Origin of the sequence: Nocardia terrae, assembly GCF_009760405.1 — a bacterium.
Classification (GTDB): Bacteria; Actinomycetota; Actinomycetes; order Mycobacteriales; family Mycobacteriaceae; genus Nocardia; species Nocardia terrae.
The window spans coordinates 169,373-190,637 of sequence record NZ_WRPP01000006.1; the positions used below are offsets into that span (position 1 = coordinate 169,373).

General features: G+C 70.1%; 19 protein-coding genes. 5 read left to right on the top strand and 14 right to left on the bottom strand.

Annotated elements, in window-relative coordinates; all coding sequences use genetic code 11:
- Window positions 1–236 precede the first annotated feature (236 nt).
- The gene (locus GPX89_RS28615) at window positions 237–1,610 is read left to right on the top strand and encodes a cutinase family protein (RefSeq protein ID WP_157390807.1); all 1,374 of its coding nucleotides are present in this window, start codon (window positions 237–239) and stop codon (window positions 1,608–1,610) included.
- Between the two features lie 24 nt (window positions 1,611–1,634).
- Here the strand turns inward: GPX89_RS28615 and GPX89_RS28620 are convergent, their stop codons facing one another.
- Window positions 1,635–2,675 (bottom strand): AraC family transcriptional regulator, encoded by a 1,041-nt coding sequence (locus GPX89_RS28620; protein ID WP_207710605.1) that lies wholly within the window; start codon window positions 2,673–2,675, stop codon window positions 1,635–1,637.
- Between the two features lie 188 nt (window positions 2,676–2,863).
- Here GPX89_RS28620 and GPX89_RS28625 point away from each other — a divergent pair, with 188 nt between their 5' ends.
- Window positions 2,864–5,392: an ATP-binding protein gene (locus GPX89_RS28625; protein ID WP_157390809.1), complete on the top strand. Its 2,529-nt coding sequence runs from the start codon at window positions 2,864–2,866 to the stop codon at window positions 5,390–5,392.
- Here the strand turns inward: GPX89_RS28625 and GPX89_RS28630 are convergent.
- From GPX89_RS28630 to GPX89_RS28640, 3 genes are read right to left on the bottom strand one after another with little or no spacing between them, the layout of a single operon-like run.
- Entirely contained in the window at window positions 5,361–5,936 is a 576-nt protein-coding gene (locus GPX89_RS28630) for an NADPH-dependent FMN reductase (RefSeq protein WP_157390810.1), read from the bottom strand. The two genes, GPX89_RS28625 and GPX89_RS28630, sit on opposite strands and share 32 nt — an antisense overlap.
- Window positions 5,933–6,427: a carboxymuconolactone decarboxylase family protein gene (locus tag GPX89_RS28635; protein ID WP_157390811.1), complete on the bottom strand. Its 495-nt coding sequence runs from the start codon at window positions 6,425–6,427 to the stop codon at window positions 5,933–5,935. The genes GPX89_RS28630 and GPX89_RS28635 overlap by 4 nt, the downstream gene beginning before the upstream one ends.
- 44 nt (window positions 6,428–6,471) lie before the next feature.
- Window positions 6,472–6,693, bottom strand: coding sequence for a hypothetical protein (locus GPX89_RS28640; protein WP_157390812.1), 222 nt, complete (start codon window positions 6,691–6,693; stop codon window positions 6,472–6,474).
- 535 nt (window positions 6,694–7,228) lie between these two features.
- Between GPX89_RS28640 and hrpB the strand changes: the two genes are divergently transcribed.
- Both hrpB and GPX89_RS28650 read left to right on the top strand, forming a co-directional pair.
- Window positions 7,229–9,730 carry an ATP-dependent helicase HrpB gene (gene hrpB / locus GPX89_RS28645; RefSeq protein ID WP_198347639.1) on the top strand — a complete coding sequence of 834 codons (2,502 nt, stop codon included), beginning with the start codon at window positions 7,229–7,231 and terminating at the stop codon, window positions 9,728–9,730.
- 212 nt (window positions 9,731–9,942) lie between these two features.
- The gene (locus GPX89_RS28650) at window positions 9,943–10,920 is read left to right on the top strand and encodes a quinone oxidoreductase family protein (RefSeq protein WP_157390813.1); all 978 of its coding nucleotides are present in this window, start codon (window positions 9,943–9,945) and stop codon (window positions 10,918–10,920) included.
- On the opposite strand, the gene GPX89_RS28655 is transcribed toward GPX89_RS28650, so the two are convergent.
- From GPX89_RS28655 to GPX89_RS28675, 5 genes are all read right to left on the bottom strand, one after another.
- On the bottom strand, window positions 10,910–11,197 hold the full coding sequence (locus tag GPX89_RS28655; RefSeq protein ID WP_157390814.1) for a FeoC-like transcriptional regulator: 288 nt from the start codon (window positions 11,195–11,197) through the stop codon (window positions 10,910–10,912). The two genes, GPX89_RS28650 and GPX89_RS28655, sit on opposite strands and share 11 nt — an antisense overlap.
- The gene (feoB, locus tag GPX89_RS28660) at window positions 11,194–13,290 is read right to left on the bottom strand and encodes a ferrous iron transport protein B (RefSeq protein ID WP_157390815.1); all 2,097 of its coding nucleotides are present in this window, start codon (window positions 13,288–13,290) and stop codon (window positions 11,194–11,196) included. Before feoB ends, GPX89_RS28655 begins: the two co-directional genes overlap by 4 nt.
- A complete protein-coding gene (locus tag GPX89_RS28665) occupies window positions 13,283–13,519 on the bottom strand; it encodes a FeoA domain-containing protein (protein WP_157390816.1) in 237 nt (78 codons plus the stop codon). Before GPX89_RS28665 ends, feoB begins: the two co-directional genes overlap by 8 nt.
- Window positions 13,520–13,673: 154 nt before the next feature.
- Window positions 13,674–15,062, bottom strand: a complete 1,389-nt coding sequence (locus tag GPX89_RS28670; protein ID WP_157390817.1) for a DUF2252 domain-containing protein — start codon at window positions 15,060–15,062, stop codon at window positions 13,674–13,676.
- A 49-nt stretch (window positions 15,063–15,111) separates the two neighbouring features.
- Window positions 15,112–15,918, bottom strand: a complete 807-nt coding sequence (locus GPX89_RS28675; RefSeq protein WP_157390818.1) for a LysR family transcriptional regulator — start codon at window positions 15,916–15,918, stop codon at window positions 15,112–15,114.
- 67 nt (window positions 15,919–15,985) lie between these two features.
- On the opposite strand from GPX89_RS28675, the gene GPX89_RS28680 reads away from it, so the two are divergent.
- Window positions 15,986–16,879, top strand: coding sequence for an NAD(P)H-binding protein (locus tag GPX89_RS28680; RefSeq protein WP_157390819.1), 894 nt, complete (start codon window positions 15,986–15,988; stop codon window positions 16,877–16,879).
- Between the two features lie 227 nt (window positions 16,880–17,106).
- Here GPX89_RS28680 and GPX89_RS45575 read toward each other — a convergent pair whose 3' ends face one another.
- The 5 genes from GPX89_RS45575 to GPX89_RS28705 form a co-directional block, all read right to left on the bottom strand.
- Window positions 17,107–17,232 carry a hypothetical protein gene (locus tag GPX89_RS45575; protein ID WP_268893380.1) on the bottom strand — a complete coding sequence of 42 codons (126 nt, stop codon included), beginning with the start codon at window positions 17,230–17,232 and terminating at the stop codon, window positions 17,107–17,109.
- 33 nt (window positions 17,233–17,265) lie between these two features.
- Window positions 17,266–18,153 carry an LLM class flavin-dependent oxidoreductase gene (locus GPX89_RS28690; protein WP_328602415.1) on the bottom strand — a complete coding sequence of 296 codons (888 nt, stop codon included), beginning with the start codon at window positions 18,151–18,153 and terminating at the stop codon, window positions 17,266–17,268.
- A gap of 41 nt (window positions 18,154–18,194) precedes the next feature.
- The gene (locus tag GPX89_RS28695; RefSeq protein ID WP_157390821.1) at window positions 18,195–18,890 is read right to left on the bottom strand and encodes a hypothetical protein; all 696 of its coding nucleotides are present in this window, start codon (window positions 18,888–18,890) and stop codon (window positions 18,195–18,197) included.
- A gap of 107 nt (window positions 18,891–18,997) precedes the next feature.
- Complete coding sequence (locus tag GPX89_RS28700) at window positions 18,998–20,569, bottom strand: FAD-dependent monooxygenase (RefSeq protein ID WP_157390822.1); 1,572 nt, start codon at window positions 20,567–20,569, stop codon at window positions 18,998–19,000.
- A 58-nt stretch (window positions 20,570–20,627) separates the two neighbouring features.
- The gene (locus GPX89_RS28705) at window positions 20,628–21,251 is read right to left on the bottom strand and encodes a TetR/AcrR family transcriptional regulator (RefSeq protein ID WP_157390823.1); all 624 of its coding nucleotides are present in this window, start codon (window positions 21,249–21,251) and stop codon (window positions 20,628–20,630) included.
- Between the last annotated feature and the right edge of the window lie 14 nt (window positions 21,252–21,265).

Here is a 21,265-nt window from a genome sequence, read left to right on the forward strand (position 1 = left end):
TCCCGCGCCGTGGCCACCGTCAGGTGAACGAATGTGCGAAGCGGCGACACGGGCGCGTGACGATTCAGCGATCCGCGCGGGCGGGCTCTACCGCGTCCTCAAACTCTGAAACACGGATGTGTCTGAAAACCCTGCGGAAACCGCGCCGAACGGAGAGAATTAGCCGGAACTGTGCTGTGGGCTCGGGTGCCCGCCGCGCGGGTCGAGATCCGATCGGCGACAGAGGGATTGGACACATGAGCAGGCTGGCGACCTCGTGCGCGGCGATCTTGGTCGCCGCGGTGCTCACGGTCGGAAGCGTGGTGGTGGGTGACGCGCGAGCGCAGGCACGGGGTGCGGAGACCTGCACGCCGTACACGGCGATCTTCGCGCCGGGAACCTGGGAGACGCGTTCGGACGCGGATCCCAAGGTGCCCGTCGGCATGCTCCGGCCGATCGGGGACGGGTTGCAGCGGCAGTTCGGCGAGGACATCACCGTGCTCTACGCCCCTTACGCCGCAAGCGCTTTCGATCAGGGACTGAGTTACGCGCAGTCCCTGAGCACCCTCGAGGACCGATTGCAGCGGATGATCGGCGGCCTGTGCGACTCGACGCGCGTCATTCTCGCCGGATACAGCCAGGGCGCGGACGGCATGGGCGACCTCGCGACCCGCATCGGCAACGGCGAGGGTCCGATCGCCGCCGACCGGGTGGTCGGCGTCGGCCTGCTGGCCGATCCGCATCGCGACCCGGGCACCACACTGTCCCTGGGTGATCCGCAGCCCGGTCACGGCATCGCCGGAACCCGCGGGCAGGATTTCGGCGCGCTGACCGATCGGGTCCGCACGCTGTGCGTCGAGGGCGATCTGTACTGCTCGCTCAATGCCGCCACCTCCCCGTTCCTTTCGGCGCTGGGCAAGGTGCTCAGCGGCAATCCCGCGCCGATCGCCTCGCTGATCCCGGCCGGCATGGATCCCAGCACGCTCGTCGCCCAGGCCGTGACCGTAGGTGCGGGCTGGGCGGCGACCGCGGCGAACCTGCCCACCATTCTCCAAGGCGTCAACAGCCTGCCCGGATTGATCCAGGCGGGCGACATCAACGGCGCGCACCGGATCGCGAGTGCCGTGAATGTCGCGCTGGCCCCGCTGGTCCAGGCGGTCGCGGGCGTGAACCTGTCGCTGATCGGCTCGGTCATCCGCGCGGCCGCCGCGGTCGACCCCACGGGCTGGACGGCCGCCGAGAGCACGCTGGCCGACATCCTCACCCAGATCGACATCCTGCGTATCGCCGGCGATGTCGGGCAGGTGCAGGAAACCCTGTGGCGCGCGGTCGAATCCCTGAATCGGGGCGGCCCGCTCGCCGCGGCCGCCGACCTCGGCGGGCTCACCGTGAGCGGACTCGACCTGGTCGGCGCGGTCGCGGGGCCGTTCACCACGGCCGTGCGCGGCGGCCTGCGGGTGGCGGCCCAGACCCTGCTCGCGGGCGGCGGCTACGACTTCGTCAACGACCTGCTGGAGCTGAGCCGCCAGGGCGTGGACATGGCGGCGTTCTACGCCTCCAACGCACACGTCGACTACGGCGAGGACGTCCAGCTCCTGCTGAACTTCCTCGGCTCCCAGGCGGTTTCCTAGCTTCCGTGCGAGTTCACGGCGGACTCACGCGAGCCGACGGCGGAACTCCACGGTGCTGTCGCCGGTCCAGCGGCGGATGGCGCGGCGCAGGGTCCGGGCGTCGGTGTAGCCGAGGCGGGCGGCGACCGATTGGACGGGCAGTCCGCTGTCGCGGATCAGGCGAATGGCGTTGGCGTGGCGCACCGATTCGACTTCCTGCCGCCAGCTGGTGCCCAGCTCCTGGAGCCGGCGCTGCAGGGTGCGCGGGCTGAGCGCGAGGCGGCGCGCGGTGGCCTCCAGGCCGGGTTCGCCGTCGCGCAGCGCGGCGGCGATGGTGCCGCGCAGCGTTTCCCGCCAATCCGGTGCGGATCGGGAACTGGCCAGCACCAATTCGGCGTGGTCGCGCAGCATCGGCCCCAGGTAGGGGTCGGCGTTCGTCGGCAGCGCGCCCGCGTCGAGGAAGGTCATCTCGGCGTGCGGCTCACCGAAATCGATGCAGCCGGTGCCGAATTCGTCGACGAGAGGCTTGCGGCGGTGAGATGCGCCGTGGCTGAACGTGATTCGGACCGGCACCAGCGGTTGCCGGACGGCGGCACGCATCCGCCGCAGCAGGATCGCGAGGGTGAATTCCTCCACGGGCGCGAGCGCGGCGGCGGGTTCGCGCCCGGGCGTGCGGCGCACGGTCAGCAGGCGGCCGTCCTCGTGGATCGACCATTCCACATCGGGGTCGGTCACCACGGCCCGGAGCGCGATCGCGACGCGCACGCTCTCCGCGAGGGTGGGCGCGCTGGCGAACAGGTAGTCCCAGACATGCAGTTCGCCGAATTCGGCGGCGCGCGCCACCAGCGCGCCGGAGCCGGGACCGGCCCGGTCGTCGATGAGTTCCCAGACCCGCCACACCCATTCGGTGGGGATCCGCAGCCGATCGTCGTCCAGCACGTCCGGATCCACGCTCGGCAGGATCGCATCCAACTCCGCGGGCGGAACGCCGAGGGTCAGCGCCATGCCCCGGAGCAAGCCGGCGGTGCGGGCGGGATTGGTGCCACCGATCGCCGATGGCAGCCGTGCGTCCCGGGGGGAGAGCATCTCGGTCCTTTCCGACATGGTGGTGCGGCTGTGACGGTCAAGACTCCGCGAATAGGTAGCCCGAGCGCATCGGTAGTAGCCGCCGAGCTCGCGTGCGGCCGCTGTTTTTCGAGGTCGGAGCGGCGGCGCGGGACGCGACCACTAGGCTGGCCCGATGTGTCGGTGGAGCTGAACTGTGTGGCGTAGGTATGCCGACGGGCGATGAGGGATTCGTAGGCCGCGAGCGCGAACTGGCGCGCGTCACGGCCCTGCTGGCGGAATCGGCGCGCATGGTCACGCTGGTGGGATCGGGCGGTATCGGGAAGACCCGCCTGGCCATGGCGGTGACCGCCCGGTTGCGCGAGGTGGCGCGGCTGCCCGTGTTCTGGGTGCATCTGGCCCGGCTGCCGAAGGACGCGTGCCCCGGGGCCGTGCGCGACGAGATCGTCGCCGCCGTGCTCGACGGGGACTTCTCCGGGCGTACCGCGCGCGAAGCCCTGATCGACACGCTCGGACAGCCGGGTGCGGCCGGACGCCCGCGCCGGCGCGTGCTGGTCCTCGACAACTGCGAGCACGTGCTGGAACCGGTCGGCACCGTGATCGCGGATCTGCTCGCCGAGGTTCCGGAACTGGCGGTGCTGGCGACCAGCCGCACCGCGATCGGCTGGGTGGACGAGCACATCGTGGCGATCCCGCCGCTGTCCCGCGACCAGGCCCGCGACCTGTTCCGGCGGCGCGCCGAACAGTCCGGGCATCCGGTGGCCGACGGCGACCTCGAGCGGGTGGACGCGATCTGCGCGCGGCTGCACCACTATCCGCTGCACATCCGGCTCGCCGCGGCCCGGCTGCGGTACCAGTCGCCGGCGATGATCCTGCGTGATCTCGGCGACGGCACCGCGGACGACCGCCGACTGCGCTGGCCGGGATTCCGGGTGGGCGCCGACGATCGGCATCGCGATCTCGGCGCGGTCATCGCGTGGTCCTACGACCTGTGTGAGCCGAAGGAACGCCTGCTGTTCGAGCGGTTGTCGGTCTTCGCCGTCGGCTATGACACCAATCCCGAGGACGCGGACCGGGATCGGGTCGCGACCGCGGATATCGGCGCGGATCTCGAGGCCGTCGAATCGATTTGCGCGGGCTCCGGTCTGGCCCGCGCGGAGATCGAACCGCTGCTGCGGCAACTGGTGGATCGGTCGCTGGTCTCGATCCATGTCGGCGCCGAGTCGGCACGGTACTCGCTGCTGGAGAGCTTCCAGGTCTTCGCGCGGGAACGGCTGCGGCAGGCCGGAGACAGCGAATGGCTGCGCCTGACCGCGCGGCACCGCCACTACTACGGCGATCAGGTCATCGCGGTGGCGACGGGCTGGGTGAGCCCGCGCGAGCAGGAGCTGCTGGCCCAGGCCCGCGCCGAATGGGACAACATCGTGCACGCGATCGAGGGCTGCCTGTCCGATCCGGCGGCGGCGGTTCTCGGCCTGGAGCTGGCCGTGGGGCTGCTGGCCTCGCGAATCCCGTTTCTGCGCGGGTCCTTACGCGAGTCGCGGGGACTGGCCGAACGTGCTCTGGTGGCCGCCCGCGCCTCGGGACGGTGCCCGGCCGAGCTCGACGTGTCGGCGCGCGCCTCGATCGGCTGGATCGCCGTGTGCCAGGGCATGGCCGGGGAGGCCGACCGGATCCTCGAGGAGTGCGTCGCCGACTGCCTCGACCCCGGGGATCGGGAGAACTGGCGCGCGGACCCGACCGTCGATCCGGGTCTGCCCGCGGCGGTCGAGAACCTCTGGGGCGGCATGTTGTGGCAGGTGCACGCGGATCCACGGGCGGCGGTGGTGTTCGCGCGCGCCCGGCGCAAGTTCGAGGCGGCGGGTGACATGGGCGGCGCGGTCATGTGCGGACTGTTCGAGGCCCTGTCGGCCGCGTTCCTCGGCACCGCGGCCGACGCCTTGGCGGTGACGGGCGCGCATCTCGACGCGGTCGTGGCCGCGGGGCCGCAGTGGGCGCTGTCGTGGGCCCGGTTCGCCCGTGCCATCGCGATTTCCGCGTACGACGATCCCGTCGCGGGGCTGGCCCTGTGCGATGCGGGCCTGGCGTGGCAGCTTCCGATGCGCGATCACTGGGGCGGGGTGTGGGGGCTGACCATCCGGGCCCGGATACTCTCCCGGGTGATCACCGCCGATTCGGCCCGGGGGCGTGCGGACATCGCGGTCGGGGACACCGCGGTGCGATACGCGCTGGAGATCGCCCGATTGACCGGTCGCGCCGCGGCGATCCGGCGTCGGCTCGGCATCGAACTGACGGACCTGCAGCCCTTCGCCCAGTACACCGACGACGCCGCCGACGCGGCGGTGAAGGTGCTGGGGCACAAGGTATTCGCTACGGCCGTGCGGGACGCCGAATTCGAGCCCGGGGCCGATCGGCTGCTGTCGGCGTGCCCGTCAACGATGATTCCCGTTGCCGGACACACCGACAGCCGTCCCGCCGCCCCCGCCCCGGCCGAGTCGCTGTGGGAGGGACTGACTCACGCCGAGCGCGAGGTGGCGGTGCTGGTCGCGGCCGGATTGACGAACACCGCGATCGCGGCGCGCCGTGGTACGTCCTCGCGGACGGTGGACGCCCAGGTGGCGGCGATCCTGTCCAAGCTGATGATCAACTCTCGCAAGGACATCCGGCCGCTGCTCCCGGTCGGGGAGCGGGATCGGGCGGTGCGGCTCAGCGCGGCTGCGGAGCGCGATCGATCTTGACCACCAGGGCGGTCAGCAGGCCGGTCAGCAGATCGATGGTCATCTCGTCGACGAGATTGCCCTCCTCGTCGAACCGCTCGTGCGAACGGAACGCGATCACCTCGGGCTTGAGCACCACATCGCTCTCGGTCCAGTGGAAGACCTGGCGCAGCGCGAGTTGCGCTCGTACCGAACCGAACTGGGTCGGCGCCGCGCCCATGATGGCGATGGGCTTGTGCCGCAGCGGCACTCCCTCGGTCTTGGTCCAGTCCGTGCTCACCCAGTCGAGCGCGTTCTTGAGCACGCCCGGCATCGAATAGTTGTACTCGGGGGTCGCGATGATCAGGCCGTCGGCGGCGGTGATCCGCTCGCGCAGGTCCGCGACGATCGCGGGCCGCGATTGCGGAGTATCCAGATCCAGGTCGTAGGGCGGGATTTCGCGCAAACCCTCGTAGATCTCGATGTCGAGGCCGGCGCCGTGCTTCTGGGCGGCGCGCAGCAGCGCGGTGTTGTAGGAATTCGCGCGCAGGCTGCCCGAGATGGCCAGGACCTTGTAGTCGGTCATGCTGCGGGCCAATCGTTCTCGGTCTGGGCGACCTTGTTGACGTAGTTGGTGAGGGTCTGCAGCGCGACCAGCGCCACGATCTCGAGGACCTGCTCCTCGGTCCAGCCGGCGGCCAGCGCCTCGGCCGGGTCGGCCTTGCCGCGGGATTCGGTCAGCTCGCGGGCGAAGGCCACGGCGGCCGCCTCTTTCGCGTCCTCGGAGGTGCCCGCCTTGGCGGCCTCCACCTCGGCGTCGCTGAGCTTGGCGACCCGCTTGCCGGCGAAGGTGTGCGCGGCCACGCAGTAGCCGCACTCGTTGGACGCGCCGACGGTCAGCGCGATGCGCTCGGAGGTCGGGCCCGGCAGCGAGGCCTTCTTCAGCGCGCCCATCAGGCCGAGGTAGCCCTCGAGGACCGGGGTCGAATTGGCCATCACCTTGGTCATGTTCGGCACCCGGCCCATGCGCTGCTGCACCTGGTCGAACAACGGGTGGTCTTGTACTGGAGCGAACATCGTCTTCTCTCTCTGTTGATGGTGCGGAAGCGGGTTCTGGGGCGTCAGCTGCCCGCGCGGGCGGCCCGCGCGGAGTTGAGGGTGACCGCCGCGGCCTGCCAGATGGCGTAGACGGTGACCGCGTAGGGCACCCAGGTCGGATGACGCACACCGATCAACACGACGGTGGCGACGGCGAGAGCGACTGCGCGATGGACGATTCCGTTGTGCAGCAGACTGCGCAGCACCGGGAACAGGAGTGGATCGGACGTCTTGATCGATGACACGTCCCCGACCTTATGGGCGCACCGGCCCGCCATCGGGGGACGCTACGCGCCAACAAGCTGGCATTGGGCGCCACTGATTCCGGATGGAGATTGCGGTGACCTACTCCGCCGTCCGGGCGATGCGGCTGATCCGCGACGTATTCGAGGTCCGGAAAGACGAGGCATGGAAAGACGAGCTCCGGAAAGGAAGGGAAGACTGCCGACCCGCTGGCCGCGTCGCGGTGTCGAGCGATGCGTTGGAGCCGGAAAAAGCAACGCCGCCGGGCGAAGGGGGGGAGTTGGCCCGGCGACGTCACCATCGATGGGCCGACACTGTTCTGGGGGGGAGTGAACAGGTGGCCCGGGCAAGATCATACGGACACACCCCGGCCGTTTGGCAAGCCCCTTGTGACCAACGAAATCCACTGAACCGCAATCGGTTGCGATGTCGGGCCCGAAGGCAATCCGCGGCTCGCCCGGCATTGTCGCGCCGTACACCTGCCGTACAGACATCCCGAACGGTCTGTCTGGTGCAAGTGCGGCAGACTGAGCTCCGATGAAACTGCCCGATCTCCCCGATCTCCCCGTCCGTCCGGCTCTCGACGAGATCGCGACGACGTTGTGTGCGCGCGGCACCGCGGTGCTGGTCGCGCCGCCGGGGACCGGCAAGACGACGCTGGTGCCGTTGGCGCTGGCCGCGGCCACGCCCGGGCGGGTGCTGGTCGCCGAGCCGCGCAGGCTGGCCGCCAGAGCCGCCGCCGCGCGGATGGCGGCGCTGCTGGGGGAACGGGTCGGGCAGACGGTCGGTTACTCCGTACGCGGGGACCGCAAGGTGGGGGCCGGGACCCGCATCGAAGTGGTGACCTCCGGTCTGCTGGTGCGGCGATTGCAGGGCGATCCCGAGCTGGGCGGGGTCGACGCGGTAGTGCTCGACGAATGCCACGAGCGTCACCTGGACGCGGACCTGCTCCTGGCCTTGCTGCTCGACGCCCGGGAGGGCTTGCGGCCGGATCTGCGGGTGCTTGCCACCTCGGCGACCGTTGCGGCGGAACGGCTTTCGGTCCTGCTGGGCGGAGGGGCCGGGGAGCCCGCGCCGGTGCTGGAGGTACGCGGGCGCGCCTATCCGGTGGAGCTGGACTATGTGCCGCCGCTGGCTCGGGAAAGAATCGAGCAGCAGGTGGCTCGGGCCACTCGAATGGCGTTGGCGGACACCGCGGGTGACGTGCTGGTGTTCCTGCCGGGTGCGCGGGAGATCCGGCGGACGACCGAATTGCTCTCCGGGCTGGGCGAGGTCGACGTGGTGCCGTTGCACGGTCGGCTGTCGGCCGCCGCGCAGGACACGGCCCTGCGACCGGGCTCACGTCGGCGGATCGTCCTGTCCACGGCGGTGGCGGAATCCAGCCTGACCGTGCCGGGTGTGCGGGCGGTGGTGGATTCGGGGCTGTCGCGAGTGCCGCGCGTCGACCACCGGCGCGGACTGTCCGGCCTTGCGACCGTTCGGGTTTCGGCGGCGGTGGCCGAACAGCGGGCGGGCCGTGCGGGTCGCGAGGGCCCGGGTCGCGCGTGGCGGTGCTGGCCGGAATACGAGCACGCCACCCTGCCCGCGTATCCGGAGCCGGAGATCCGCACCGCCGACTTGACCAGGCTCGCTTTGGAATTGGCGTGCTGGGGGACCGTCGACGGGCAGGGGCTGGCCTGGTGGGACGCGCCGCCCGCGGGCGGACTGGCCGCCGGGCGGTCGGTGCTGCGGGCCCTCGACGCCGTGGACGACCACGGCGCGGTGACCGAGCGGGGCCGACGCATGGCCGCGGTGGGGCTGCACCCGCGGCTGGCGCGGGCTCTGCTCGACGGCGCGAGGGAGATCGGGGCCCGGGCCGCGGCCGAGGTCGTCGCCCTGCTCGACGACGACGCACAGGCCGCCGGAGTCGATCTGGTCGCCGCCGTGCGAACGCTTCGCGCCGAACGCCCCGCCCGCTGGGAACGGGAGGCGCGCCGCCTGGCAACCCTGACCGAGAATTCTCCCGGCGGGAACGATGGTTCATCGGAAGCCGCTGTCGCGGACCGAAACCGCGTGGGTGGCGACGATCCCGCACTCATCGCGGCGCTCGCCTACCCGGAGCGGCTGGCTCGCCGCCGCGCACCGGGTTCCTCCAGCTACCTGATGGCCGGCGGTACGGCGGTCATCCTGCCGCCGGGCAGCGGGCTCGCCGATGCCGAATGGCTGGCCATCGCGGTCGCCGGGCGTGACCCGGGGCAGTCCGAGGGGCGAATCCGATTGGCGGCCAAGGCCGATGAGCCACTGGCCCGCGAGGCCGCCGCGAACCTGCTCGCCACCGTCGACGAGGTCGACTGGATCGACGGAAACCTGGTGGCCCGGCGGGTGCAGCGCCTCGGCTCGATCACCTTGTCGGAGAAGCCTTTACCCGATCCCGACCCGAGCCTGGTGACGTCCGCCCTGCTGCGCGGGCTCCGGGAGGCGGGCCTGGACCTGCTGCGCTGGGACGAGGACGCCCGCGGTCTGCGTCAGCGCCTGGACTTCCTGCACCGCACGCTCGGCGCGCCCTGGCCCGCCGTCGACGACGACACCTTGCTCGCCGAGGCCGAAACCTGGCTGGGGCCCGAGCTTTCCACCGCACGACGGCGCGCCGACCTGGAACGCGTCGACGCCGGGCAAGCCCTGCGCCGCCTGCTGCCGTGGCCGGAAGCCGCCCGTCTGGACGAGCTCGCCCCCGAACGCCTGGAAGTCCCCTCCGGCAGCAAGATTCGCCTCGACTACGCCGCCGACCCGCCGGTCCTCGCCGTCAAGGTCCAGGAGATCTTCGGCTGGGCCGAGCCCCCGCGCCTGGCGGGCGGCCGTGTTTCCCCACTGCTGCATCTGCTTTCACCGGCCCGGCGTCCGGTCGCCGTCACCGCCGACCTCCCCTCCTTCTGGCGCACCGGCTGGCCCCAGGTCCGCGCCGACCTGCGCGGGCGCTACCCGAAACACGCCTGGCCCGAAGACCCCACCACCGTCACCGCCCACCGCGGCACCGCCCGCAACGCCAATCGATCCGGCTGACCCCGGCCGGGCCCCTTCGCCCCGATGCGGGTCGCCGGGCACTCCGCGGACCGGTGTCGACTCACACCGTGCGATGGCGCAATATGGCCACGCCCGTTGCGTGACAGCCGGAATAGTCCGGTGGTCGTGGATGCTGGATCACGGTGCGTCCGGTGGCGGGCGCCGAGGTGGTTCGACCGTCCAATAGGTGGGCGGAGAGGGAGTGTGGCGGCATGCGTGCGATTCGATTCGACGAATACGGCGGGCCGGAGGTCTTGAAGCTGGTGGAGGTCGCGGTGCCGGAGCCGGGGCCGGGACAGGTGACCATCGACGTGGCTTTCGTGGGACTGAATTTCGCCGATCTGCAGGCGCGGGCGGTGGGATATCGGGTGCCGGGGCTGCCGTTCGTGCCGGGCCTGGAGCTGTCCGGACGGGTGCGCGCGATCGGTGAGGGCGTCGAGGGCGTGCGTGTCGGTCAGGCGGTCGCGGCCATCACCGACGGCGGTGCGTACGCCGATGTCGTGGTGGTGAACGCCGCCACGGTGTTCCCGGTACCGGAGGGCGTCGATCTGCGTACCGCCGCAACGCTTCCCACGGTCCTGCCCACCGCCTACGCGCTGGTGCACACGGTCGGTCGGCTGCAGCCGGGTGAGACCGTGCTCGTGCAGGCCGCCGCGGGCGGCGTCGGCACGGTGGCGGCCCAGATCGCCAAGCTCGCGGGCGCCGGTGCGGTGTACGGCGTGGTGTCCAGCCCGGCGAAGGCGGACTACGCCCGCGAATACGGTTACGACGAGGCTTTCTTGAACGAGACCTTCGACGCCGATGTGCGCGCGGCCACCGGCGGTCGTGGCGTCGACTTGGCGCTGGAATCCGTCGGCGGCGAAACCCTGCGCCGCACACTCGATTCGCTGACCCGCTTCGGCCGCCTGATCTCCTTCGGCAACGCGGGCGGCGAGGCCCCGTGGCAGATCGGCCCGAACGATCTCTACCCGATGGGCCGCACGGTATCCGGCTTCTCCATCCTCGGCCTGAGCATCGCGGCCCCGGACGTGCTGCACGAGATCGCCGCCCAGGCTTTCGATCTGGCCACCTCCGGCAAGGTGCGGCTGCCCATTACCGCCGAGTTCGCGCTGGCCGAGGCGGCCGACGCACACCGGCTGATGGCGGGCCGTTCCTCGACCGGCAAGCTGGTGATCGCGGTCAATCCCTGACCGGGCGCGGCGTGATCGCCAGCAGGCCGGGACCTTTCGCGGCGGTGGTGGAACAGCTCGATCGGATGGCGCAGCCGCCGCAGCCGGCGGGCGGGCAACCCGAATCGATCCGTTCCACCGACAATCGGCCCTTGCGGGCCCAGTAGTCGACCATGGCGCGCACCTCGTCGGTGGACACACCGACGGAGCGCGCCACCTGGTCGAGACTGAAATCGCCTCGGGATGCGGTGATCTCGGCCAGTACCCGGCGCAGCGGACTGGGGGCGGGGGCGCTCACCAGAAGATCCTTCCGATCTGGAAGACCGCCACCGCCAGCACCCACGCCACCGCCAGCTGCATGACCACGCTCATGAGCGTCGCGCGCAGCCCGATGGTGGCACGCAGCGCCGCCAGCGTGGCCACGCACGGCGTGTACGCCAGCAGGAACATCATGAACGCGAGCACCGCGGGAACGGGGTGACCGCCCGAGGAGTCCCGGAAGGTCTCGCGCAGCGAGTCCGCGAGCGGTGCGCTCGCCGCGCCGTGCCCCGGATCGTCCATGCTGTAGGACTGCGCGATGGTCGCCACCACCGCCTCCTTGGCGACGAAACCGGTGGCCAGCGCCGCACCGGCATGCCAGTCGTCGAATCCGGCGGGCGCGAAGGCCGGGGCCACCGCCGAGGAGACCTTGCCCAGCGCGCTGTCACCGGGATCCACCTGCCCGAAGGTGCCGCCGCTCACCGGAATCGAGGCCAGCAGCCAGACGGCGGTCACCGTGACCACGATGATGCCGCTGGCGGTGGCGAGGAACCCGCGCAACTTCTGCCAGGTGCCCGCGCCCAGCACCCGAAGGCTCGGCCGGCGATAGGGCGGCAGGTCGAGCACCAGCGGTTCATCGGCCATGTCGCGGAACACGATGTTGCGCAACAGGTATCCGACACCGACCACCAGCGCGATGGAGACCAGATACATGGCGAAGACCACCGTCCCCGCCTGGCTGCCGAAGAAGACTCCCGCCAGCATCACGTAAACCACCAGGCGCGCACTGCAACTGGTGAAGGGGATCAGCAGTGCGGTGAGCATCCGGTGCCGGGGATCGGACAGCACCTTGGCCCCGGCGATGGCGGGCACGTTGCAGCCGAAGCCGACGATCATGGGCAGCACCGCGCGACCGGGCAGCCCGATGGTGCGCATGAGCCGGTCGGCCACGAAGGCGGCGCGCGCCATGTAGCCGGAATCCTCCAGCACCGCGAGCAGGATGAACATGATCAGCATCAGCGGCACGAAGCTCAGCACCACGCCCACGCCGCCGATGAACCCGTCGCGCACCAGCCCGATCAGCGGCTGCGGGGCGTGCAGGGTGGTCAGGAAACTCGACGCCGCGTCGGCGACCGGCCCGGTGATGACGCCCTGCAGCGCGTCCTGCATCGGTTTGGCGACGGTGGTGGTCAGCTCGAACACCAGCCACATGACGGCCAGGAAGACGGGCACGCCGATCCAGCGGTGGGTCACGATCCGGTCCACCCGATCGCTCAGCGTCACTCGCGATTGCGTGCCGCTCACCACCGCCGACCGGACGTCGTGGGCCCAGGCGTAGCGGCGCTCGGCGATCAGGATCTCACCGTCGTCCTCGGAATCCATTGGCTCGTCGGAGGATTCGGCGAGAACGGTGCGGGCGGTGGCGGCGTGTTCGGCCGCGATGCCCGGCGGGGTGTCGCCCGCGAGCAGTGCGAGGGCCAGGAAGCGTGCCGGATAGTCCTCGGGCAGTCGGGGTTTCAGCGTGTCGATCGCCGTCTCCACGTCGTCGCCGAGGTGCGGGGCGACCGGCGTGCGTCGAGCGGTCAGGGCCGCGTCGACGGCGCGGGCCAGTGCGGGCATCCCGGTGCCGCCGCGGGCCACCAGCGGCACCACCGGCACGCCGAGCGCCTTGGCGAGCCGACCGGCGTCGACGTGCGTGCCGCGTCCGTCCGCCACATCGGTCATGGTCATGGCGACCACCGTGGGCACGCCGGTCTCCAGGATCTGCGACAGCAGGTAGAGGCTGCGCACCAGATTCGCCGCGTCGACCACGGCGACCACCACATCCGGCCGGTTCGGGCCGGAGTCGGCGAGCAGGGCGTCGCGGGTGACGGCCTCGTCGGGCGCGGCGGGCAGCAGGCTGTGGGTGCCGGGCAGGTCCAGCAGCCGAATCGTGTGGCCGGGGCCCAGTTTCCACGGCCCCTCGGTCACCTCGACGGTGGTGCCCGGCCAGTTGCCGACGCGCTGACGGGCTCCCGTCGCGGCGTTGAACAGCGTCGACTTGCCGACATTCGGATTGCCGACCAGCACCACGGTGGCGGTCGCGGCCAGCGTCGCGGTGGAAGACGGAGCGCCGCAGCAGGACTCATTCATGCGCGGTCTCCCGCGCCACCTCGATCGTGCGGGCGGTGGCCGCGTCCACCGCGATTCGTGATTCGCCGAGGCACAGAATGCGGCCGCCGCCCACGCCGACCGTGGCCACGCTGACCGGCGCGCCCGGGATCAGGCCCATCTCGAGCAGTCGCCGTCGTTGCCGCCCCAGGAGTCGAATCCGTCCGATCCGGAATTTCTCTCCCGGTTCGCTGTCGATCAGCGAGCTCATGCAGACCTCTTTCAGCCGGTCATGGTTACGTCCCGATCGATCCCTGCGAGCTGGACCATCGATTGCGTTAGGGGAACCTAATGACTGATTTTAAGAGGTCACTGAGAAATAGCTATACCGCGCTAATCACGTCCGGAATGGGACATTTGGCCCTTTACTCGTTCTTGTCGGCCGGTACGGCCTCGGCCGCGGTGACCCGTCCGGAATCGATGGCGGCGAGCAGGGATTCGTGATCGGCGGCGGTCTGGTCGGCGTACGCGAGCGCGAATTCGCCCATGGCCTTGTCGAAGACGTCGTTGTCGCCGAGGTACCCCGCGATGGCCACCCGATCACCCGAGCGCGCGTGCCCGCGGGCCAGGGTGTGCCCGCACAGCGAGGCGTACTGCTTCAACTGTGCCGGTGACATGTCGTCGATCACCAAGGAGCCCTTCATGTCTCGCAGCTGACGCCAGTAGTAGAACAGTCCGTCCGGACCCGTCGCCCAGCCCAGGAAGATGTCACCGGCCGACTGGGTGAGCCGCTGCCCGTGCACCACCCGATGGCCCTGATGCTTGAACTGGCTGGCGCGCAAATGCGTCGAGAGCACCGAGTCCTCGGCCTGCTTCACCTGCAGGAACAGTGGATCGCCGGTGCTGCGCCCGGTCAGCAGGGCGATGAAGCAGCGCGTGCCCACACTGCCCACGCCGACGACTTTCATTGCGATGTCCCGCAATTCGTATCGATCCAGCAGGACCCGGCGGTCCTCGGGCAGGGTGGCCCGGTAATCCGAGAGCACCGTATTCAGTTCCGTGTGCAGCTCTTTCGGTATCGGCATGAGCAGCGGCGGCTCCGCCTTGATCCGCGGCGCGCCATCGGGCCCGGGCTCGGTCAGCTTCTCCAGCGCCTGCAGGCTGGTGCGCGCCCGCGCCTTGCTGATCACCTTCTCGGTCTGCTTACGGTCCTTGGGCTTCAGCAGCTCCTGGACCTGTTCGGCGTCGACCATCTGATACCAGACATCGGTCTCGCCGAGCGTGGCCAGCCGCGCCATCGTCTCCCGATACGCCTGCGCCGCCGCGACCGCCGCCGCACCGGCCTCGTCGTCCCCGCTCCCATTCGCGCGCGCGGCGACCGCCACACTGGCCGCCAGCCGCTTCACATCCCACTCGAACGGGCCGGGCAGCGTCTCGTCGAAGTCGTTGACGTCGAACACGAGCGACCGCTCCGGCGACGCGAACAACCCGAAGTTCGACAGGTGCGCGTCCCCGCACAGCTGCACGGTGAGGCCGGTGTTCTCCCCGGTCGCCAGGTCCGCCGCCATGATCGCGGGCGCACCTCGGTAGAACGGGAACTGGCCCGCCGCCATCCGCGCGTACCGGATCTTCACCAGGTCCGGCATCCGGGTCTCGGCCTGCCGCTCGAGTACCGACACCGGATCGACCCGGTCCGGCCCCGCTTTCCAGCCTCCCAGCGACGAGCGCGGCACCTTCTTGCGGACCGCCCGCCCGGCCTCCGCCGCCGAGGTATCGACGGCACCGACTGCTGACCCCGTTTCCGATGTCGACATAGGGGGACTCTAGAACGGCCGGGCGGCGAAGCGGCGGATCCGGCCCGGATCAGCGCCGCAACGTTGTGATGGCGATGTCGAGGAACTCGCGCAGCAGCTTGTCGGTGTGGTCGGCGGGCACGACCAGGCAGGTCTCGGCGGCGGGGGCGTCGGTGACCGGGCGGTGGACGAGGTCGGGGCGGACGTAGGCGCGGGCCACGCTGTCGGGGGTGAGGATCAGGCCGTGACCGGAGGCGATGAGCTCGAACTTCTCCTCCAGGGACAGCGGGCGCTTGCTCTGGACGTCGAGCATGGGCTCGCCCTCGAGATCGGCGAGCGTGAGTTCCCGGCGCGACGCCAGCGGATGGTTCGCGGGCATGCACAGGACCCGAGGGTCGTGGCCGACGGGTACGGTGCGCAGGCCGGTTTCGTCGAAAGGCTTTCGCAGGTAACCGATCTGGGCGCGGCCGTCCCGCAGCGGCGTGTCCCGTTCCCACCAGCGCGCGGGAATCACGTCGATCTCGACCTCCGGGTGGCGCACCGCGAATTCCCGGATCGCTTCGGAGACATGCAATCCCACCGAGAACGCGACGACCAGCCGCCTGGTGCCGCGGTCGACATCGTGTACCCGCTCGATGGCCGCGTCCACGGCCGCGAGAATCCCCAGCGCCTCCTCGTAGAGTTGTCTGCCCGCGGCGGTCAACTCCACATTCCGGGTGGTGCGTACGAGCAGCACGCAATCCAACTCCTGCTCGAACGCCTTGATCTGCCTGCTCAGCACCGGTTGCGCGATGAAAAGCTTCTCCGCGGCCCGCCCGAAATGCCGATGCTCCGCCACCGCCGCGAAGTACCGAAGCTTGCGCAGATCCAGATCCATACCCTCACGGTATCAATTGCTGGAAAGGGTCTTGGACCCCGCGGCAAATCCTCACGAGACTCGAAGCATGATCGTCATCACCACCCCCACCGGCCAGATCGGCGGCCAGGTTCTCCGGCTCCTCCTCGAAACCCCCACCCGCAGTGACGATTTGCGCGTCATCGTCCGCGACCCCGCCAAGCTCCCGGACTCGGTCCGCCCCCACGTCGACATCGTCACCGGCTCGCACGCCGACCCCGACACCCTCGACCGCGCCTTCACCGGCGCGGACGCGGTCTTCTGGCTGGCCCCGCCCGACCTGCACGCCCCCAGCCTGGACGCTGTCTACACCGAATTCACCCGCCCCGCCGCGAAAGCCTTCACCGCCCACGAGATCACACACGTGGTCGGCGTCTCGGCCCTCGGCCGCGGAACCCCCTTCGCCGCCGAGGCCGGCCAGGTCACGGCCTCCCTGGCCATGGACGACCTGATCGCCGCCACCGGCGTCTCCTACCGCGCCCTGACCAACCCGTCCTTCATGGACAACCTGCTGTGGCAAGCGACCTCGATCCGCGACAACGGCGTCTTCACCGGCACCCTGCCCCCCGACTTCAAGGCCCCGACCGTCGCCATCCGCGACATCGCCGCCGCAGCCGCCCACCTCCTCCTCGACCGCTCCTGGACGGGAACATCCGAACTCCCCCTCCTGGGCCCGGAAGACCTGTCCCCCAACGACATGGCCCAAATCCTCTCCGACTCCCTCGGCCGCCCCGTCCGCTACCACCACGAATCCCTGACCGACTTCCACACCACCCTCACCGCCCGAGGCGTCACCGCCCCCATCGCAGCCGCCTACCTGGACATGATGCGCGCCAAGGAAAACGGCCTCGACAACACCATCCCCCGCACCCCCGCAACCTCCACCCCGACAACCTTCCGCACCTGGTGCGACCAATTCCTCGCCCCAGCAATCCACAACTGACCTTCCAGTTCAGTCGGTCCGCGATTGATCCAGGCTGGGATTCGTTGCGACACAACGTGTTCTGTCGGCCGCGGACGGCCTCGGTGATGCGCTTGGGGGTCGCCGAGTCTTCGATCGCGGTGTCGTCGAGCAGCTCGTGCAGCGCATCGATCGTCGGTGGCCCATTGCCGACCGCGAGGATGCGTTCGATCAGCGCGTCGGTTGCCATGGTCCGCAATGTACGGCGATCAGAACGCGCGTACCGCGGGCCGTATGCCCGGGAAGTCCGCGGACTCGATCACCTGCTCACCGCCCGCGAGCGCCGCCTCGGCCAGCGCCGGTCCCAGGCCCGAACTCGCGCCCGAGATGATCACGGGCCACGTGGACGCGGCGGGTACCCGCGCCGATCAGGCGAAGTGGGCTCGGGTGGCGGGGATGACTTCGGTTGTCCAGCGGCGGAGTTGGGTTTCGGTGGGGGATTCGGGCCAGTAGACGAAGGTGTCGAAGGCGGATTCGGTGGCCAGGTCGACGAGGATGCGGGACCAGTCGGCGGCGGTGGTGCGGATGGGGGTTTCGCCTCGGAGGGTGACGGGGCCGGGGGTGTCGGTGATGGTTCCGACCAGTTGGGCCATGCGGGTGATGTCGGCTGGATTGCGGCCCGCGTCGATCGCGGCGGCGGAGATGATGGCTTGTGTCGGTTGCCATTTCTCGTAGGGGAGGTAGTGGGGGATGGGGGCGGCCCAGCCGTCGGCGATGCGGCCGGTGAGGACATTGGCCTTCGGGCCTACGCTGCCGAACCAGATTCCGACCGGGTGGGCGGGGGCCGGGCCGGATTGGACGCCGGTCACGGAGTAGTGCGCGCCTTCGACTTTCGCCTTCGTGCCCGGCCGCCACATGGCCCGGATGATCCGGGTGGCCTCCTCGAGTGCTTGCAGCGCTTCGGGATTCGTTCGGGTCGGGCCGCCCATGGCGGCGATGGCGGGCCAGAAGGCGCCCGCGCCGAGGGCGAGTTCGAAGCGGCCGCCGCTGAGGAGGTCCAGGGTGGCGGCCTGCTTGCCGAGCATGGCGGGCCCGCGCAGGGGCAGGCTCGCCACGTCCGGAAACACCCGCAGGCGTTCGGTTTCGGCCAATACGGTGGCGATCACCGCGAACGTGTCGGCCAGCCCGCCGGCGTAGGGATGGTCTTGGATCCCGAGCAGATCCAAGCCTTCCCGATCCGCTGTCCGGGCCAGCGCGCGCAGTTGCGGCAACTCGGTCACGGTCGGGGCCAGCTGAATACCGAATCGTAGGTTCACGACGTGATCATGCCAGCGCCGCCTGGCGGGCCGTGTCGAGCTCAGTTCTGCAGGGTGGGTTGGGGATCGGCCCATTTGGAGGTGCCGGGAGCGGCCTGCCAGGTGTTGAGGAGGTCGATGCCCGCGACCAGCAATGTCGGTCCACCCGCCACCAGGCCGCCGATGATTCCGCCCGCCGGGACCCCGGCGACGCCGCCGGGAAGGCAGCCGATCGCAATGCTGGCCACGCATCCGGCGGCGAAACCGATGATGCCGCCGACCAATGCGCCCACCTGACCGGCGACCGAGAGCTTGCCGCTGAACTCGTTCAACGCCTTCTGGTCCTCGGTGGGAGACGCGATCGACCGCACCGCACCCGGCTGGGCGGGGATCCGCACGTTCTCCGGCTTCGTCGGGGTGATCTCGAGGACGGTGCCGTCGTTCTTCGTGACCGCTTCGACGGGCACCCGGACGTCGCCGATCCGGTAATCGAGCGGCATCGACACGACCGTCGCACCGCTGTCGTCCTTGATCTCGGCGACCGTGGTCTTCGGTGCGCCGGGCGTCGTGCCGTCCTGCTCGCCGAGCGTGAACCGCGCTCCGCGCAGTGTCGCGACAACGGCCTTGTCGACGACCTTGAGCGAGTACTTGATCTCCGGCCCCGCCGGGCCCGCGGGTTCGGCATGCGCGGTCCCCAGGGTGACAGCCGACGCGCCGACAACCAGCACGCCGGCCACCAAGGTGCTACGGAATCTCATTCGATGGTCCAATCCGTCGTAGGTCTGCCCCGCACTGCTGGAAGCCTAAAACGATTTGTGGCCAGTCGATTTCGACGATTATCCGCGCGAGATCGCCCGATGATCGGTTAGTGACGAACGCCGGTCCGGTCGAGCGCGGCACCGAACCAGCGTTCGAGTGCGGCTCGGAGGCCGTCCGGCGCGGCCGGGGTGACGGCATCGGTTGCCCAGGCCACATAGCCGTCGGGCCGGATCAGCATCGCGGCGGCGGGAGGCCGGGGGCCGGTCACCGGGATCAGCGTCACGCGATCGGCCCAGTCCGCTGCCGTGTCGGCGAGGTCCGCGGCACCGTCGAAGGTCAGCAGCAGCGGCCGAGCAGAACGCAGAAGTTCCGCGATTCTTGTTGGGCCGCTCTCGGTTTCGACCTCGGCATCGGGGAACAAGCGCCCGGACAGGGGGTGGTCGTCACCGACGTCGTAGCGGACGTCGGAGCCCGCCAGCAGGTTGGCGATGTAGGTTGTCACCTCCGGTAGCTGCATCAGCTCACCGAAAAGCGTTCGGAGAGAGGTGATCTCCGGACCGGGCGAGACCAGGGCCGCTTGCGAGAGGGTGTACATCATGACGCGTTCGGCGACGGGATGCCGTTCGGATTCATAGGTGTCGAGCAGATCCTCGGGCGCGTCGCCCCGAAGGACGGCGGCGAGTTTCCAGCCCAGGTTGACGGTGTCCTGCAAGCCCAGGTTGAGTCCGGGTCCGCCCATGGCGGAGTGAACGTGGGCGGCGTCGCCGAGCAGGAAGATATTGCCGCTGCGGTAGTGCTCGGCGATCCGCGTGTTCTGGCCGACGGTGCGGCGCAGGTTGTGCGGTCCGGGCCAGGTCGGCGGGGCGAGGGGGAGCGGGGTGCCGAGCACGCGTTCGACGCTGTCCTGGAGTTCCCCGAAGGTCATGGGGGTCTCGTCGGAATACTGTTCGCCGCCTTCGAATTCGACGGTTCCGACGAGCGGTCGGCCGGGCTGGAGTTCGGCGTAGACGAAGATGCCGCGCTCGCGGCGATGGTGACCCATGCCGAAGGTGCCCACGCCGGGGATCTCGATGCGGCCGTCCCCGGTGCGCAGTTCCGCGGGAACGGTGGCGTGGCCGGTGCGGGCGACGTGCCCGTTGGAGGTGATGCCGGGGAATTCGATGCCGGTTCGCTTGCGCACCAGGCTCTTTCCGCCGTCCGCGCCGATCAGGAAGCGGGCGGCCAGCCGGTAGGTCCGGTCGGGCGCGGATACCGTGACCGTCACCCCGTCCGCAGCGGGCTCGATCTCGGTCAGCGCGTGTCCCCAGCGTAGATCCACGCCGAGGTCGGTGGCGCGTTCGGTGAGGATCTTCACCATCTCGGGCTGCGGTTTGAGGACCAGGTGCACCGGATTGGGTTCCACGGCAGTCAGATTCAATGGCATTCCGCCGAAGATGTACTGCGGCACCGGGACCGGAGCCCCCACATTCCCGCTGAACGCCTCGTAGAGTCCGCGCATGTCGAGTACCCGGGCGACCTGCCCGGCCAGGCCATTGGCCTTCGGTTCGAGACTGGGCGCGGGCAGCCGGTCCAGCACGATCGGATGGAAGCCCGCCAGGGCGAGTTCGCAGGCGAGCAGCAGCCCGTTCGGCCCGGCTCCGGCGATGACGACGTCGGTGGTTGCGATGTTTTCGGGCATGGCAAATAAACCTCTTGTCAGCGAGGGTATTTCGGTGATGACCGACGTAGCGGCGGTGCTACGCCGGCGGTTCGGGCAGACCCGCCTCGAGGGCCGCCAGCGCCTGCCGGAGCAGGTCGGTGACGGGCACGGGCGGATCGGCGCGTACGTAGGCTTCGAGAGCCGCGTGCTGGGCGGTGAGCATCATGCCGACCACGAGACGCGGATACATGGAGCGCTCGGGATCGGCGCCGGTGCGGGCGGCGATGGCGGCGATCAGATCGTCCTCCACGCCCCGCGACAGCATGGCCCGCATCTCGGGCGCGGCGAGCAGTTTCCTCGACTCGTCGAGTTGCGCGCGGGTCGGGATGCCCGAGTTCGGCGCGTTCACCTGTTCGGATTCGAGCGGTTCGACGAGGGCGGCCGTAATCGATTGCCACAGTGGCTCATTCGCCGGACGGGCACCCAATATCTCGATGCCCCGGCGCACTCGGTCGAGCTGCCGGTAGGCGAGCGCGTCGTACTTGCCGGAGAAGTAGTTGTTGAAGGTGCGGATGGAGACCCCGGCGCGCGCGGCGATGTCCTCGCGCGTCACGTTCTCCAACCCGAGTTCGAACATCAGCTCGAGCGCCGCATCGCTCAAAGCCTTTCGGGTGTCGGCCTTCTTGCGTTCGCGGAGTCCGAGCTGCTGTTCGTCGGGCATGACCCAAGTATGCG